This window comes from Arcobacter ellisii (assembly GCF_003544915.1).
Lineage (GTDB): Bacteria > Campylobacterota > Campylobacteria > Campylobacterales > Arcobacteraceae > Aliarcobacter > Aliarcobacter ellisii.
Genome location: NZ_CP032097.1, coordinates 716964 through 733498, shown reverse-complemented (window position 1 = coordinate 733498; position 16535 = coordinate 716964). Strand labels below are relative to the sequence as shown.

Annotated in this window: 15 protein-coding genes; 8 read left to right on the top strand and 7 right to left on the bottom strand. The window is 26.2% G+C overall.

What is annotated here, in order from left to right:
* Nucleotides 1-11 precede the first annotated feature (11 nt).
* Both AELL_RS03675 and AELL_RS03670 read left to right on the top strand, forming a co-directional pair.
* A complete protein-coding gene (locus AELL_RS03675; protein ID WP_118916646.1) occupies nt 12-2240 on the top strand; it encodes a bifunctional diguanylate cyclase/phosphodiesterase in 2229 nt (742 codons plus the stop codon).
* Between the two features lie 81 nt (nt 2241-2321).
* Nucleotides 2322-5417 (top strand): efflux RND transporter permease subunit, encoded by a 3096-nt coding sequence (locus tag AELL_RS03670; RefSeq protein ID WP_118916645.1) that lies wholly within the window; start codon nt 2322-2324, stop codon nt 5415-5417.
* Nucleotides 5418-5427: 10 nt separating this feature from the next.
* On the opposite strand, the gene AELL_RS03665 is transcribed toward AELL_RS03670, so the two are convergent.
* Nucleotides 5428-6189 carry a hypothetical protein gene (locus AELL_RS03665; RefSeq protein WP_118916644.1) on the bottom strand — a complete coding sequence of 254 codons (762 nt, stop codon included), beginning with the start codon at nt 6187-6189 and terminating at the stop codon, nt 5428-5430.
* A gap of 108 nt (nt 6190-6297) precedes the next feature.
* Here AELL_RS03665 and AELL_RS03660 point away from each other — a divergent pair, with 108 nt between their 5' ends.
* Nucleotides 6298-6720 carry an FKBP-type peptidyl-prolyl cis-trans isomerase gene (locus AELL_RS03660; RefSeq protein WP_118916643.1) on the top strand — a complete coding sequence of 141 codons (423 nt, stop codon included), beginning with the start codon at nt 6298-6300 and terminating at the stop codon, nt 6718-6720.
* Nucleotides 6721-6751: 31 nt separating this feature from the next.
* Here the strand turns inward: AELL_RS03660 and AELL_RS03655 are convergent, their stop codons facing one another.
* Nucleotides 6752-6949: a YwbE family protein gene (locus tag AELL_RS03655; RefSeq protein ID WP_118916642.1), complete on the bottom strand. Its 198-nt coding sequence runs from the start codon at nt 6947-6949 to the stop codon at nt 6752-6754.
* Between the two features lie 130 nt (nt 6950-7079).
* On the opposite strand from AELL_RS03655, the gene AELL_RS03650 reads away from it, so the two are divergent.
* Complete coding sequence (locus tag AELL_RS03650; RefSeq protein ID WP_118916641.1) at nt 7080-7676, top strand: TetR/AcrR family transcriptional regulator; 597 nt, start codon at nt 7080-7082, stop codon at nt 7674-7676.
* Nucleotides 7677-7688: 12 nt separating this feature from the next.
* Here AELL_RS03650 and AELL_RS03645 read toward each other — a convergent pair whose 3' ends face one another.
* Complete coding sequence (locus AELL_RS03645; protein WP_118916640.1) at nt 7689-8225, bottom strand: GNAT family N-acetyltransferase; 537 nt, start codon at nt 8223-8225, stop codon at nt 7689-7691.
* Nucleotides 8226-8245: 20 nt separating this feature from the next.
* The gene (locus tag AELL_RS03640; protein WP_118916639.1) at nt 8246-9568 is read right to left on the bottom strand and encodes an MATE family efflux transporter; all 1323 of its coding nucleotides are present in this window, start codon (nt 9566-9568) and stop codon (nt 8246-8248) included.
* Between the two features lie 219 nt (nt 9569-9787).
* Between AELL_RS03640 and AELL_RS03635 the strand changes: the two genes are divergently transcribed.
* A complete protein-coding gene (locus AELL_RS03635; protein ID WP_118916638.1) occupies nt 9788-9997 on the top strand; it encodes an addiction module protein in 210 nt (69 codons plus the stop codon).
* Nucleotides 9987-10277 carry a type II toxin-antitoxin system RelE/ParE family toxin gene (locus AELL_RS03630; protein WP_118916637.1) on the top strand — a complete coding sequence of 97 codons (291 nt, stop codon included), beginning with the start codon at nt 9987-9989 and terminating at the stop codon, nt 10275-10277. Before AELL_RS03635 ends, AELL_RS03630 begins: the two co-directional genes overlap by 11 nt.
* Before the next feature lie 23 nt (nt 10278-10300).
* Here AELL_RS03630 and AELL_RS03625 read toward each other — a convergent pair whose 3' ends face one another.
* Together AELL_RS03625 and AELL_RS03620 are read right to left on the bottom strand one after the other, a co-directional pair.
* Nucleotides 10301-10786, bottom strand: a complete 486-nt coding sequence (locus AELL_RS03625; RefSeq protein ID WP_118916636.1) for a hypothetical protein — start codon at nt 10784-10786, stop codon at nt 10301-10303.
* 91 nt (nt 10787-10877) lie between these two features.
* Nucleotides 10878-13541 carry a valine--tRNA ligase gene (locus AELL_RS03620; RefSeq protein ID WP_118916635.1) on the bottom strand — a complete coding sequence of 888 codons (2664 nt, stop codon included), beginning with the start codon at nt 13539-13541 and terminating at the stop codon, nt 10878-10880.
* Nucleotides 13542-13686: 145 nt separating this feature from the next.
* Here AELL_RS03620 and AELL_RS03615 point away from each other — a divergent pair, with 145 nt between their 5' ends.
* Nucleotides 13687-14361, top strand: coding sequence for a rhodanese-like domain-containing protein (locus tag AELL_RS03615; RefSeq protein ID WP_118916634.1), 675 nt, complete (start codon nt 13687-13689; stop codon nt 14359-14361).
* A 24-nt stretch (nt 14362-14385) separates the two neighbouring features.
* On the opposite strand, the gene AELL_RS03610 is transcribed toward AELL_RS03615, so the two are convergent.
* Entirely contained in the window at nt 14386-15438 is a 1053-nt protein-coding gene (locus tag AELL_RS03610; RefSeq protein WP_118916633.1) for an HD-GYP domain-containing protein, read from the bottom strand.
* A gap of 92 nt (nt 15439-15530) precedes the next feature.
* On the opposite strand from AELL_RS03610, the gene AELL_RS03605 reads away from it, so the two are divergent.
* Complete coding sequence (locus AELL_RS03605; RefSeq protein ID WP_118916632.1) at nt 15531-16448, top strand: MBL fold metallo-hydrolase; 918 nt, start codon at nt 15531-15533, stop codon at nt 16446-16448.
* The last annotated feature ends 87 nt before the right edge of the window (nt 16449-16535 follow it).

The following is a 16535-nucleotide window of genomic DNA, read 5'->3' as shown; positions in this document are numbered from 1 at the left end:
AGGAAGAAAAAATGTCTTTATCTAAACAGCTATATATAATCATATCAATAATATTTTTTATGATTTTTACTGGTAATTTTATAATTAGTGTTAAAAATACTAAAGAGTATTTAGAAGTTGAATCTCAAACAAAAGCACAAGATACAGCTACATCTTTAGGAATGAGTCTGAAAAATCTTTTAAAAGATAAAACAAATCCTGAAATTGAATCTGTAATCAATGCTATTGCAAATAGAGGTTTTTATAAAGAAATCCGTTTAGAAGATGCTTTATTTACAATAAAAGAGAGTGATTTAATAAAAGCTTCAAAAGATTTAGATAATACAATGTGGGAAATTTCAAATTTAACTGTTGATGAAAAACTAGGAAAAATTGAAATAAATACTTTAAGTGATGATTTTGAAAAAGAGTTATTATCTTTAGAAAATCCAACAGAAGAAGTGGTAAAAAAACCTACTATAAAAAATCCAAGTGAAGATATTTATAATTTTATTCCTAATGTAAAAACTAATGGAAAAATCACTTTAACTTTTAATTTCACTGCAACAAACCAATTTGACAAAAAAATTGACACAAGTGCAACAATTACTTTAGATAAAATATTAGTTCAAGTAACAAGAGATATAAAATTTGACTCTGTTCCAGAATGGTTTATAAATTCTATTCCTATTGAACTTGAAGAACAAGTAAGTGAAATAAGTAATGGTTGGCAAACAAGTGCGATTATTTATGTAAGTGCTAATCCTGGTGATGCTTATGATAAACTTTATAGTCAAGCAAAAAGTGCAATTATTTATGCAATTATTGCTTTCATTATTTCAATTGTGATTTTATTTATATTTGTTCAATATCTATTAAAACCACTTAAAAAACTTGAAAAACTAGCTCATAGTATTGCAAGTGGTAAATTTGGTAAAATTGATAATCTTCCTTGGACAACAGAGATAAAAGCTGTTGCAATTGCATTTAATGATATGTCAACAAAAATTGAAAATATCATCAATAGATTAAATTCAACACTTGAAAATCTTACAAAAAAATTATCACTTGATGAACTTACAGGTCTTTCTTTAAAACAAAGTTTTGAAACAGATATGAAACATATGTTTATTCATAAATCAACTGGATATATTTTTGTAATCAAAATCTTCGATTTAGCTTCTTTTGCAAAGGCTCACACAAATGCAGAAGTAAATAGTTTTATTAAAAAATTTGCAAAAGTTTTAGCAACTACAAAATTAAATGATAAATCAAAAGTAACAGCTTACAGATTTTTTGGTTCAGAGTTTGCTCTAATAGCTCAAAACTTTTCTTATGAAGATGCAGTAAATTTCACAAAATTATTACAAAAAGGTTTTGAAGAGTTATCTTTAGAGTTTAATAAAAAAGATATTGTTCATATTGGCGCAACTCCATTTAATCCAATTGGAACAACTCCTGAGATTTTACAAAGTGCAAATCAAGCCTATGAAAAAGCAACAGTTATTGGTCCAAATGAATTTTTTATAACTGATACAAATGAATTAGTAAAAGATATGGAAAGCTGGAGAGAGTTGATTTTTGATATTATTGACAACTCTAAGTTTGATGTAAATTATATTGGTGATTGTAAAAAACTTGATGAATCACATGATAATATCGTAATGCAAGAGGCATTTACATCAATAAAAGATAAAGATAATAACAATATTCCTATTGGTACATTTGTTTCTATTGCTGAAAAATATGAAAAAATCGTTGATTTTGATAAAAAAGTTATCCAAAAAGTAATGAATCATATTTTAATCAATAATATAAAACATGATATTTCAATCAATCTATCTTTAGAATCAATAAATAATACTGCATTTATTGCATGGTTAGAGAAAAAATTAGTTGAAAACAAAAATATTGCTTCTCAACTTGTATTTAGTGCAACTGCTTATGCCGTTGCAAAAGATGTTGATAAATTCAAATTCTTTGCAGATGAAATCCATCAATGTGGAGCAAAAATTATCATAAAAAGATTTGAAACTAAATTTATACCACTTAATAACATTAAAGATTTCAACTTAGATTATATAAGACTTGCAAGGGATTATACAAATGAAATCTCAAATGATTATTCTAAACAAAGTTTTGTTGAGTCAATTTCAGAATTAACAACTTTATTAAATATAAAACTTTTAGCTGAAAATGTTCAAAAAGATGAAGATTTAGCATTTATAAAAAAACACAACTTATATGCTGCAAGTAGATAATTTTCTACTTGTGCTAACTTGTATTAATTTATCATTTATACTTTTAAATTATGATACTTCTTTTTATTTCTAAGGAATTTAATGTTTGAAAAGATTTTAAGATTTTTTGTTGAGAATTCAAGAATAAACTATACTTTATTTATTTTAGTTTTTGCAGTTGGAGTTTGGTCATATACTAAAACACCTAAAGAGATTTTCCCTAGTTTTGATTTAGATATGATTTCTATCAAAGGTTCATATAGTGGAGCTAGTGTTGATATTTTAGATAAAATGGCTGTTTCAGAGATTGAAGACAAAATCAAAAATTATGACTCAATTGATACTATGTCAACAATAATAAGTCCAGGAAAATTTACAATTGTTTTGGAACTAAAAAAAGGTTTTAATAAATATGTAGAAGCAGATAAATTAAAAGATTCAATTAGTCTAATAAAAACAAATTTACCTTCTGATATGGATGAGCCATCTGTTAATACACTTGATAGAAGTAGAACATTAGTTGATATTTCGGTAACTTCTAAAAAATTCTCTGTTGATGAATTAAAGCCTTTTGCAGATGATTTAAAAAGTAAACTTTTAACAATAAATGGAATAAATGAAATCAATGTATTTGGAGATTCTGATAAATATTTTGAAGTATTACTCGATGAAAAAAAGATAGATGCACTTGGTTTAAATAAAAATGATGTATTTACTGTCATTTCTAATTTATCTTATATTTTTCCAATTGGAAAAATTGAAGACCCTAAAAAACACTACTATATTTCTACAAACAATGGAGCAAAAACAGCTTTTGAGTTTGAAAATACAAAGGTAAAAATTTCTGGCAAAACTCTTTTTATAAAAGATATTGCAACTATTTCAAAAAAATATGAAGACTCCTCAACACTTTACTCTTTTAATGGAGAAAATGCTTTATCTTTAGAGATAGTTCAAGCAGATACAGCAGATGCAATAAAAATAGTAAAAGATATAAAAAAATTATTACCAAATATCCAAAAAAACAATCCAGATATTAATATTTCAATTGCTGATGATAATAGTGAAAGAATTATTGATAGATTAAATGTTGTTTCATCAAATATTTTTCTTGGAATAATATTAATAACAATACTTGTAACTCTATTAATAAATGCAAGAATGTCATTTATTATTGGACTTGGAATTCCAACTTCATTTGTTATTGCTTCAATTTATATCTATTTTTCAGGATATACAATAAATATGATTTCTCTTGTTGGTGTATTAATTGCAATAGGAATTGTTGTTGATGATGCAATTGTTGTTAGTGAAAATATCCAACAACATATTGAAGAGGGTCATTCTCCAAAAGAAGCAGCAATTATGGGAGCAAAAGAGATGGTAAAACCTGTTACTATTGCTTCACTTACTACTCTTTTTTCATTTTTACCAATTTTGATGATTAGTGGAACTATGGGTGAAGTTATGAAACTAATTCCCATAGCTTTAAGTGCTTTAGTTATCGCTTCTTTGGTTGAATCTTTTATTTTTCTTCCAATACATGCAGCCCATACTTTAAAAAATGGTTCAAAAGTTACATCATGGGAAAAAGCAAATAAGATTTACAATAAAATCATTCATTTTTTCATGAATTGGAAAAAAACATTTATTACTATTTTTATAGTTCTTGTTCCTTTTTTAACTTTTGAATATATAAAAAATTCAAGATTTCAAATGTTTCCACAATTTGACTCAACTGATGTAAAAATTACTTTAAAAGCAAATGCAAATACAACACTAGAAGAAGCTTTTAAAATAGTAAGTTCTATTGAAGCTGATTTAGCAAAAAAAAGTGATGAATTTTACATTAGAAATATAAACTCAATTGCTGGATATAGAAAAGATGTAGGAAACAATACTGAAAATTTCCCATATGCTATGTATATGACTGTTGAATTGCAAAAACTAAAAGAGATGAATTTTTTAGATAAATATGTAACTCCAAATTTAAGTTTTTATTATGATAAAGAAGGAAGAACAAGAGAAGAGACTTCAAATAATATTTCACAAAAATTAAAAGAGTTTTTAAAACAACAAGATTATAAATCAAAATACAATCTTGAAGAGATAGAAGTTCTTGAGAAAAAAGTGGGTCCAATTAAATCTGATATTCAAATAGGTGTTGTAACTTCAGATAATCAAAAAGCTATTAGTGCTGTTGAAAAAATTGATGAGGCTTTAAAAAATATAAAAGGTATTAAATCCTCTTCAAACTCTTTAAAATTTGGAATTGATGAGATAAAAATCAAAGTAAACTCTTATGGAGAACAACTAGGACTTACAGAATCTTTTATAGGAACTTATCTTTCAAATTTATATTTACTAAAGAAAAAAGCTGTATCTTTTGATGAAGAAGAGATGCTTGATATAAAAATACAATCTTTAAACAAAGATGATTTTGAAAGTTTCAAAAATACAAAAATTCCACTTTCTGATAATACAAATGTGAGTTTATATGAAGTTGTTGAATTAAATACCTTAAGAGCATTTGAACAACTTTTAAAAGATAATGGAATTAAAAACTTTTATGTTTTTGCAAATGTAAATCCAGAAATTATAACTGCATCTGAAGTTCTAAAAGAACTACAACCTACTTTAGATGAGATTGAAAAAACTGGAATAAAAATTGTTTTAAAAGGTGAAGCAGAAAAAAATGCTGAATTAAGAAGAGATATGTTGCTTGCAACTGCTTTAGCTTTAATTTTGATTATGATTTCTATGCTTTATTTATTTAACTCTTTTAGAGAAACATTTATTGTAATGAGTGTTATTCCTTTTTCACTTTTAGGAGTTTTAGTTGGTCATCAAATTATGGGACTAAATCTTTCAATGCCTTCATTAATTGGTTCTTTAGGTCTTGCAGGAGTTGTTATAAATGATGGAATTATTATGATGACTTATCTAAAAAAAGCAAAAACAATGAATGAAATATTTGAAAGAGCAACAAAAAGATTTAGACCTATCATAATCACAACTGTTACAACTTTAATAGGTATGTTATCTTTGATTTTATATCCAAGTGGAGAAGCTGTAATTTTCCAACCAATTGCAATTGCTTTAGGTTTTGGACTTGCTTGGGGAACTGTTTTAAATCTAATTTATCTACCAGTTTTATTTACTTTAACTCACAAACTAAGAAAAATGCCTAGAGAGTAAAATCTTTAGGCTAAATTATAAAAATAAAACTTTTTAAAGCTGACACACTCATCTCATAAGGTTCCACATTTATTTTTCTAAGGGTATGTTCTACATTTGTAATCATCTTTGAAAAGAGTATTTCATAAGAAAAATTTGATGGGTCAAGAATAGTTTCTCTATTTGATTTTATATAAAGTAAATCATTTATAATATTGTAATCACCTTTATATTTTTTTTCAAATTCTAACTGCCAATTATTTTGCCAAGTATTAAATAAATAATCTCCATTTTCATCTTTAGCAGTTTTGATTTTCCAACGAGCCACTTGTAAATATTCATAAAGTTTTATCATCTCCTCTTGATTATATGAGATTGCAGAAAATTGATGATTCTTTTCCATCATATAAGCTTTATAAACCATTTTATATAAACCTAAAATCAAAAGGTCATTTCTATTTTCAATCTTTTTAGGAGAAAAAGCATAATAAAAATATTCATTTGAGTTTTCCAAAACTTGACCATTTTGAATTAGATTTATAAAATTTTTATTCATTCTAATTTGATGAATAATACTACTTTGAAGTTCTTTATTATAAGCATTTGGATTTCTTAAATCTAACTTCTTTTTGTAATTGATTAAATCTTTTAATATCTCTTCTTTAAACTCATCAACTTGTGTTGCAGCATTTGTTTGGGCTACACTTTTTAAAGAATTTTGGTCAAAAGTGCAAGCTTGAAGAAAAAAAGATAAACTTAGTAAAAAAATAATTTGACTCTTATTTATTTTCATAAATTTCCTTTTTATTTTATTATATAAAAAAAATTGTTATTTGCAAACCCTATTTGATATTTTATTTTTAATACTATATAGTTCAAAAAATAAAAAATAAGGGATAATATGCCTATAGAGATTAACCGAACAGTTAAAATAATGTTTGAAGTAAGAGTTGATGGTGTTTTAGTGGATGGAAGTAGAAGTAATAAACCATTTGAATTTCAATTTGGTGTAGGACAAGTAATCGCTGGACTTGAAAAAAGAATAATAAATATGAAAGCAGGAGAAGCAGCTCAATTTATAGTTCCTGCTGCTGAAGCATATGGAGAATATGACCCAAATGGAATTCAAACACTTCATATAGAACAATTTGCAGGAATTGAAGATTTAAAAGTTGGTATGCAAATTCAAGCTCAAGATGAAAATGACCAACCAATTCAATTTATCGTAAAAGAAATAGGTGAAAAAGAAGTAACTGTTGATTTTAATCATCCATTAGCTGGAAAAGATTTAGAATATAAAATAAAAATTGATTCACTTTTATAAAATAAAGAGATTTTCTCTTTATTTTGTTACATTAAAGTAATATTTCCTGAACTCTTCCAACTTGCCCATCTTGAAGTCGCACTTTTATTCCATGTGGATGAGAAGGTGAATTTGTAAGTATATTTTTTACAATACCAGTTGTAAGCTTCCCACTTCTTTGGTCAACTTTAAGTACAATATTTACTTTTAAACCAGCTTTTATATTTATTCTTTTTTTAGCGTCAAGCATTTTTTTCCTTAGTTAAAGATAATCTATTGTACTAGATTTAGAACATATACACAAGGAAATGTAGATTAAAATAACAAGTTTTTTAGTCAAAATATCTTAATATAATTTAAAAATATAATATGGACAATAAATGCCAAAAATAGTTAATTCTAGTGAAAAAATTGATTTTATATGTGAAAAAGCCTATGAAGAATTTATAAACAATGGAGTAAACAATTTTTCTTTAAATAAATTTATTGAATCTTTAAATATGTCAAAGGGACAATTTTATCATTATTTCAAAACTAAAGAAGAGTTAATTTTTGAAGTAATTGACAAAAAAAGTGAAAAATTTTTTATTGATACTGAAAAAGAGATAAAAGAAGCTCAAACATTTTCTGAGAAACTTTTAGCTCTTTTTTCTTTTTATTTAGTTTTATCAGACCCTGAAAATAAATCTTTTGATAAATTGATGAAAGATACATTTTATATGTATTTGAATATTGAAAATGAATTTATAAAACAAAAAAATGCCGAGTGTTACGATTATTTATTTAGTGCTACAAATGAAATCTTTGATGAAATGATTGCTAAAGGATTTTTAAAAGAAAATGCTAGAAAATTTATTCCAAGCCTAATTGCAACTGCTGATGGTATGTATTTACAATCTATGATTTTAGAAAATTATGACTTGAAAAAAAATCTAATAGATTATATTAGAATGTTAGAAGATTTATTAAAAAGATAATTTTTATATTTTTCACATTTGTTTTTCAAACTTAAACATCTCATCATCTTGCTCATCAAAATTAGAATCTGATTTTTGATTTGGGTCAGGATGATATCTACTAAAATATTCAACAATTTTAAAACCACATTTATTCACATAAAAATGAATATTTCTTTTCTCAAAATAAGGAGTTGTAGTTTCCCATATTTTTGTTTTTGGATGTTTTTTCTCTATTGCTTTCCAAGCCTTATATCCAACACCTTTACTATGACAATTAGTTGCTATAAAAAATAACAATAATTTGTTGTGTTGAGTAACCTCATCAATAGCCACAATAGCTCCACCGACAATATTTTCATCTAAAGCTACTTGATATACAATTGCACCAGCATAATTAACAGAATCTTCAAAATCCAAATCAGAAGGGATTGGCTCATCTAAGGCATGACCAAACTCCTTTTCTGCTGATATTCTAAATGCTTCTTGTAAATCTGTTTTAAATTTATTTAACTCAGTTTTTTTTGCAACTCTAAGAGTTACATTTGATTTATTTTCACTATTTTTCATAATTTATCTCCCATATAATTCTATACTATTTTTCTTGGACTAAAATTTTTAAATAAAACAATTGCAATTATAAAAGTTATAAATTCAGCTATGGGAATTACTAAAAAAATCCCATTTTTTTCAAATATCATTGGCAAAATAAATATAAATAATACTGGGAAAATAAAACTTCTTGATATGGCAATAATTGCCGAGTGTAAAGGTTTATGTATTGCTGTAAAATAAGCTGAAACTATAAGATTTGATCCATTAAAAAGAAATGCAATCCAAATAAATGTAACAAAATTTAAGACTATTTGTTTGGTTTCATAATTGGTATCTTCTAAAAAAAGATTTGCCAATTGTTCTGGTACAAGAATAATCAAGGCTATCATAAAAAACCCAACAATATATGTTGAAATAAAAGCTATTTTTAAAAACTCTTCTATTCTTTTGTTCTCTTTTGCTCCAAAATTTTTACTAATAATTGGTTGTAAAGAATCACTTATTCCAAAACTTATCATTATACCAATCCATAAAAGATAATTTATCACAGCAAACGCTGCAACTCCTTCTGTACTAAAAGTTTTTATCATTATATAGTTAAAAATCAAAGTTGTAATTCCAACTGAAATCTCATTTATAAACTCAGAAGCTCCATTGTATGTAGCTTTTAAAATTTGAATATAATTTCCTATTGGTGATACAAATTTTAAAGTTGCTTTATTTGAAAAAAAATGAGGCAAAAGAATAAATATCAAAGATAATTGAGATATTCCTGTTGCAAGGGCAGCTCCAAAAATCCCTTTTTGAAGATAAACAATAAAAAAATAGTCTAATACAATATTTATAATAGAACTTAAAAGCATTGTTATAAAGGCAAGATTTGGTCTATTATCAATCCTTACAAAATAATCAAGAACTATTCCTATCATCAAAAATGGAATAAAAATAAGAATTATTGACAAATACTCTATCGCTATATCCATCAAATTTTCGTTTGCACCTAAATAATACAAAAGTGTTTCAATATTAAAATATAAAATTGAACAAGATAAAAAACTAAAAATAACAATAGATATAACTGCTTTTGTAAAAATTATACTTGCTGTTTGATTATTACCTTCGCCTATCAATTTTCCTGCTACAACACTTGTTCCAATAGCAATCATCAAAGCAAAACCAAATAAAAATGAAAAGATAGGTAAACTAATATTTATTGCAGCAAGTCCAAAAGCCCCAACATAATTTCCAATAAAAAATCCATCAACAATACTAGCTGATGAAATTGCTAACATTCCTAAAACAGATGGAATTGAGTATTTAAAAAAAACAGATGAGATTTTATCTTTTGTTACGTTCATGTAATTTCTCTGAATTTATTTTGATTTGACATAATTTTTCTTTTATAAACTGATGGTCTAATTATACTTATGAATACTTTATTTTAAATAAACTGGTAGTTTATTTTTTTGATTTATATAAAATAATGAGGTACAGAAAAAATAGAAAATAAATTTTTTTTTCTTTTTAAAAAGATATGTTATAATTTTTTAAAAATCAATTACAAAAAAGAGTATCTAATGGGTAAAAATGACATTTTAGAACAAGCCTTACACCTAAAAGCTAATGATAGATTTGAACTTGTTGAAGAACTTTTAAAAAGTCTTGATAAACCCGATGAAAATATAAATAAAATCTGGGAAGAAGAAGCTAATAAAAGAGTAAACTCATATAAAAATGGAAAACTAGAAACTGTAAACGAAAAAGATTTTTTCGATTATGAATATTAATTACCTAAAACTTGCAAAACTTGAATTTCATGATTCTATAAAATATTATGAACAACAAGAAAAAGGTTTAGGTAAAAAATTCTCAAATGATATTCAAACTTCAATAAATAGAATAAAAAACTTCCCAAACTCTTATCAAAAAGTATCAAATCAAATTAGAAGATGCACTTTACACCGCTTTCCTTACAATATTTTATATCTCTATGAAGAAAATACTATTTTAATAGTTGCCATAGCACATCAACATCGAGTTCCTGATTATTGGGTTGATAGGGTTTAATTAAGAAATAAAGCTATTTATATTTATTTTATTTTTATTTGTGAACGTATCAATTCACACAAATCTTTATACTCTTTATAAAATATTTCATAAGAGTTTTTTTCTAATTCTTTATATTTTAATGTAGGGTCAATCGATTTAGAATAAATAATTTTATATCCATTCTTAGAAGGAGGATAGGCTTTTGGATAAAAATTAGCCCATTCTTCATATAAATCTGCTACTAATTTATATTTCTCAATAATTTCAATTGGTGCTAACATATTAATTTCAGCAGTCAATTTACTAAATTGTGAATTTAAATCACTTTCTTTATGATTTTTTGTAACCTTAATTAGTTCTTCAAACATTTCATAAGTTTTGATATACAAATTTTTTAATTCATCAAATTGAGAAAGAGCTCTCAATTGTTTATCTGTAGATTTTTTAAATATCCATGTAAATATTATAACAACAATTGCAAATAGACCGGAAATTATAGAAACAATGATTGGTAGATATTCTTTCATTTAAACCTCTTTATAAAAATCTTTTTAATAAAAATAAAAGCCCCATCAAAACTTGATGGGGCTTTTAAAATCTATCTAAAAAATCTTCTTTTTAACTTAAAGATTTAAGTTCAGCCACAACCTTAGCCAGTTTATCTTCAGCACTTGCCAATCCTGCTCTATTTTCTTCTAAAACATTTGCTGGTGCATTTGCTACGAATTTTTCATTATTTAACATACCTGAAAGTTTTGCTATCTCTTTTTCTAATTTTTCTTGTTGTTTTGTAAGTTTTGAAATAATTGGTGTCATATCAATTTCACCAGTTGGGATATAAACTTCTAAGTTATCACTTACATCTGTGATTGAGTTTTCTACTTTTGCTAGGACAAACTCGATATTTTCTACTTTTGCAAGTTTTTCAATAAATGGTTTTGCTGTTTTTTCATCAATATTTTTATTGATTTTTAAATAAGCTTTTGCAATTTTTGAGTTACCCATATCTATGATAACTTTTGCTCTTCTAATAGCTGTAATTGCTTCTTCAATAATTGCAAACATATCTTCGATTTCTTGATTTTTTGCTATTTCTTTTGGGAAATTCATAATCATCAATGAATCACCATCTTCAAGTGTTGTTCCACTTAATTTGTGATATAAATAATCAGAAATAAATGGCATAAATGGAGAAACCATTTTTAAAGTCTCTTTGAAAATTGCTCCAAGTTCTATTACTGAATCTTTAGAAGCTTTTGCATACTCAATTCCCCAGTCACAAAATTCATTCCATACAAATTTATATAAAATAGATGCTGATTCGTTGAATTTATAAGTTTCTAAAGCATTTCTTAACTCATCAACTGCATCACTTAATTTACTTTGCATATAAAGACCAAGTGGCGTTTTGATAGTAATATCTTTTAAATCAGGGAAAGTTTCTACGTTTAACTGTAAGAAATTACTTGCATTGTAAAGTTTATTTGTAAAGTTTCTAAATTGCTCTAGGTTTTTAGCTCCTAGTTTAATATCTCTTCCTTGAACACATAAATACGCTAAAGTAAATCTGATAATATCAGCAGAATGTTCATTTACCATATCAAGTGGGTCAATTACATTTCCTTTTGATTTTGACATTTTAGCACCATGTTCATCTCTTACTAATGCGTGCATATAAATATCTTCAAATGGTAATTGTTTTTTGAAGTGTTCACCCATCATCATCATTCTAGCTACCCAGAAGAACATAATATCAAAACCAGTGATTAACAGTGAATTTGGATAAAAATCTGCTTCATCTGTATCATTATAAAGTTCTTTTAATTTTCCATTATTTCCCCAACCTAATGGCGACATTGCCCATAAAGCTGAAGAGAACCAAGTATCTAAAACATCTGGATCTTGAGTATAGTGTTTTCCTCCACATTTTGGACAACATTCAGGCTCATCAGCTTTATCTGCCCATTGATGTCCACAATCGTCACAAGTAAATACAGGAATTCTATGTCCCCACCAAAGTTGTCTTGAAATACACCAAGGTCTTAACTCATCCATCCAAGCTGTATATGAATTTATCCAATGTGCAGGGTGGAAAAGTGTTCCATTATGTTCTCCAGTTTGAGCTCTTTCTTTTGTAGTTTCTTTTGTTTTTCTAATAGACTCTTGCGCCATTTCAGAACTTAAAAACCATTGTTGAGAGATAAATGGTTCAACAATATTTTTACATCTATAACAATGTCCTACTTGGTGAATATGCTCTTCTATTTTTACGATATACCCAGCTTCTTCTAAAGCTTTTACAATAACAGGTCTTGCTTCAAGTCTTTCAAGACCAGCAAACTCTCCACAGTATTCGTTTAAAATACCTTTTTCATCAAATACTTTAATGAACTCTAAATCGTGTCTTTTTCCAACTTCGTAGTCATTTTGGTCGTGTGCAGGAGTTACTTTTACAACACCTGTTCCAAATTCCATATCAACATGAGAATCTGTGATTACTTTGATTTTTCGCTCAGTTAAAGGTAAAAGAACTTCTTTTCCAACAATTGATTTATATCTCTCATCATCAGGATGAACCATAATAGCTGTATCCCCAAAATATGTTTCAGGTCTAGTAGTTGCTACTTGAAGTTCACCACTTCCATCTGCAAATTTATAAATCATATGATAAAACTTACCATTTACTTCTTCATGTTCAACTTCGATATCTGATAATGCCCCATCATGTGTACACCAGTTTACCATGTAGTTATTTTGAGTGATATGACCTTCGTTGTATAAAGAGATAAAAGCTTCTTTTACAGCCTCTTTTAATCCCTCATCCATCGTAAATCTTTCTCTTTTCCAAGCAGGAGTAACACCTAATTTTCTCATTTGATGAACTATATTTCCACCTGAAGTCTCTTTTTGTTTCCAAGCTCTTTCAAGGAATTTTTCTCTTCCTATTTCTTCTTTAGTTGTCCCTTCAGCTAAAAGTTGTTTTTCAACAACATTTTGTGTTGCAATTCCTGCGTGGTCAGTTCCTGGTTGCCAAAGAGTTTTAAAACCATCCATTCTTTTATATCTAGTGATAATATCTTGTAATGTAAATGTTAAAGCATGCCCAATATGTAAGCTTCCTGTTACGTTTGGAGGTGGCATCATGATAGAAAATGTTTTTTGTTTTCCATTTGAATCAGTTTTCCAAATAGATTTATTTCCATCTATTTCAAAATATCCTCTTTCTTCCCATATTTTATAAAATTTATCTTCTACTTGTGACGGTTCGTATTTTTCGCTCATTAAAAATCCTATCTTTTTCTATAAATATACGCGATTATATCTACTTTTTTCTTATGATGATATTTTAAGAAATTTTGTAAAAGCTAATTATTATGATTATTTGTTATAATCATTTATTATTTATTTTAAAAATTAAGGAGAGAAAATGATTAAAATAATATTAGGAAGTTTAGTTTTAGCAACGTCGATTTTTGCGGTTGATTTACAAACAGATGGGGTTGAAGTTAAATTCAAAAATTCAAAAGATGAAGAAAAAACAGTTGTTATAAAAAGAGAAAAAAAAGAAGAGTGTAAAGATGTAGGTTTTGACCCAAAAGTTGTATATGGTGGAGAGCATCAAGCAGCTGAGAGTGTAAAAGCTGATTGTAAAAGAGCATTTGTAACATATATGGGAAAAATTGCTCCTATAAAATACTCTGATAAAGTTGAAACTTTTGGGGAAGTAGAAGTTTTAGATTTTATTGAAAAAGCAAAAAAAGATAAAAATTTAATGTTAGTTGATTCAAGAACAGAAAATTGGTTTTACCATGAAACAATTCCAAGTGCTATAAATATTCCTTATATTTATATGAAACAATCTCAATATCCAGATGAGTTTGAAGAGTATGTTGAAATGTTAGGTGTAAAAAAAGTAAATGGAAAATATGATTTTTCAAATGCAAAAACTATTTTAATGTTTTGTAATGGAGCTTGGTGTGGACAATCACCTGAATCTATGAAAGCATTAACAGCTATTGGTTATCCAGAAGAGAAACTAAAATGGTATAGAGGTGGAATGCAATCTTGGTTAAGTTTAGGACTTACAACTGTAAAACCTTAATAAAAGTGGAGAAAATCTCCACTTTTACTCAAAAATATTTTCAAAAATTTCTACTATACTTTTATCAATTTTTCCTATTTCTGCTTCATTTCTCATTATTTTAATTGCTTCACTGTGTTTAAAAGCATTTCGATAACTTCTATCTTCTCTTAATGCATTGTAAATTACTAAACAGCTAAGTAATCTATCTTTTAAACTTAAACTTTTAGCTTCTAATCCATAAATATAACCACTTCCATCTAATCTTTCTTGTACTTTTGTTGCAAGAGATAAAATATCTGCAAATCCCATGATTGCACCTAATACTCTTTTTGTATGGTAAGGATATGATTTTATAATCTCAAATTCACTTGAAGATAGTTTCTCTTTTTTATTTAATATAGAGTTTGGAATCATAATTTTTCCAATATTTTGTAAAGAGCTAGCTATTAAAAATATTTGTTTATCTTTATGCTCAAAATTAAATTCATCAGCTACTTTTGAAGCTCTTTCTATGATTATTGAATTTTTATTTTCAAGTTTATGAAAAATTGTTGTTAAATTTAAAATCTCTTCAAAATCTAAAACTGTAGTAAAATCATGTAAAGAGCCATAAATATACATCAAAATCTCATTTTCATATTGTAAATCTAACCAAAAAGAGATTTGTGATGAAACTTCTAAAAAATTATTTATTAATTCATTTGAAAAATTTTCTTTATTCTCTTTTACAAATTCTATTGCTTTAACTCTATTTTCTATTTGATTATCGCTTAGCTTAAACATTTTGTCTAATTTTGAAGAAAATTCAATAATCTCATTTATCAAACTATCTTCTAAAAACTCTCTTGTATTTAAAAAAGGAATTTTTTCTAACTCATTTTTTTCTAAATTATAAATCAATGATAAAGAACATAAATCTGCCATCATTTTTGGTTCAAGATTAAATTTTGCACCTAAATTTAAAGCTATATATGAAACTCTTTTAAAATGATTTAAAGGTGTCCCAAATAAATCAAACTCTTTATAATCTAAAATTGCACTCATTGATAAAAGGAAATTATTTAGGTTAAATGCCATTTGTTTTTTCTTATCCATACCCATCCTATTTGAATTAAAATTAAAACTATTACTTATATAAAAGTGATATTACAATATAATTTTTAATTATAAAATAAAAAAGGAGTTTTATGTTTAAAAAAATCTTATTATCACTTTTACTGTCAATATATGCTTTTGCATTTGATTATAATTTAAAACCTATAAAAGTTTCTTCTGATGTTTGGTGTTTTTTTGGAAAACTTGAGGCACCAACAAAAGAAAATGGTGGATTTATGTCAAATAGTTGTTATATTAAAACAGCAAAAAGTTATGTTTTAATCGATTCAGGTGCAAGTTATGATTTCGCAAATCAAGCTTATAAAGCTATGGAAAAAATAGAAAAACTACCAGTTAACACAGTAATTACAACTCATGCTCATGATGACCATTGGTTAGGAAATAATTTTTATAAAGAAAAATTTAATGCAAAAATTTATGGTCCAGCTCTTATAAATAAAGAATTTAATGCAAATTCAGAAATAAGAGGAGTTAAAATTCTTTCAGAAGAGAATAAAAAAAATACAAAATTTGTGGCAGTTGATGAAATCATAAATGAAACTAAAACTTTAAATATAGATGGTAAAGAAATAATAGTTATTCCAACTGGAGTAAAAGCTCATACCTCTGATGATTTATTTGTTTATTTACCAAATGATAAAGTTTTATTTTCAGGTGATATTGTAATGAATGGAAGAGTTACCTCAAATAGAGATGGTTCTGTTATTGGTTCATTAAAAGCACTAGAGATGATAAATTCAAAAAAATGGGATGTTTTAGTACCAGGTCATGGAATTGATACTTCAAAAACAGCAGCAGATGAAACAATAAAATATTTTACTTTATTAAAACAAAGAGTTCTTGAAGCTATTGAAAATGAAGTTACAGGAAATGATATAACAAAAATTGTAACGATGGAAGAGTTCAAAAACAAAGCTTTATACGATGAATTAAATAGTAAAAATGTTTTTGATGCCTTTAGAGAATTAGAATTTTATGAGGAGAATTAATCTCCTCATTTCTTTCTTGTTTCACTATGTGAAACTCAAAAAAACTAACTTTTAAATAAATATTATTTTAATACAACTTCCTATAAA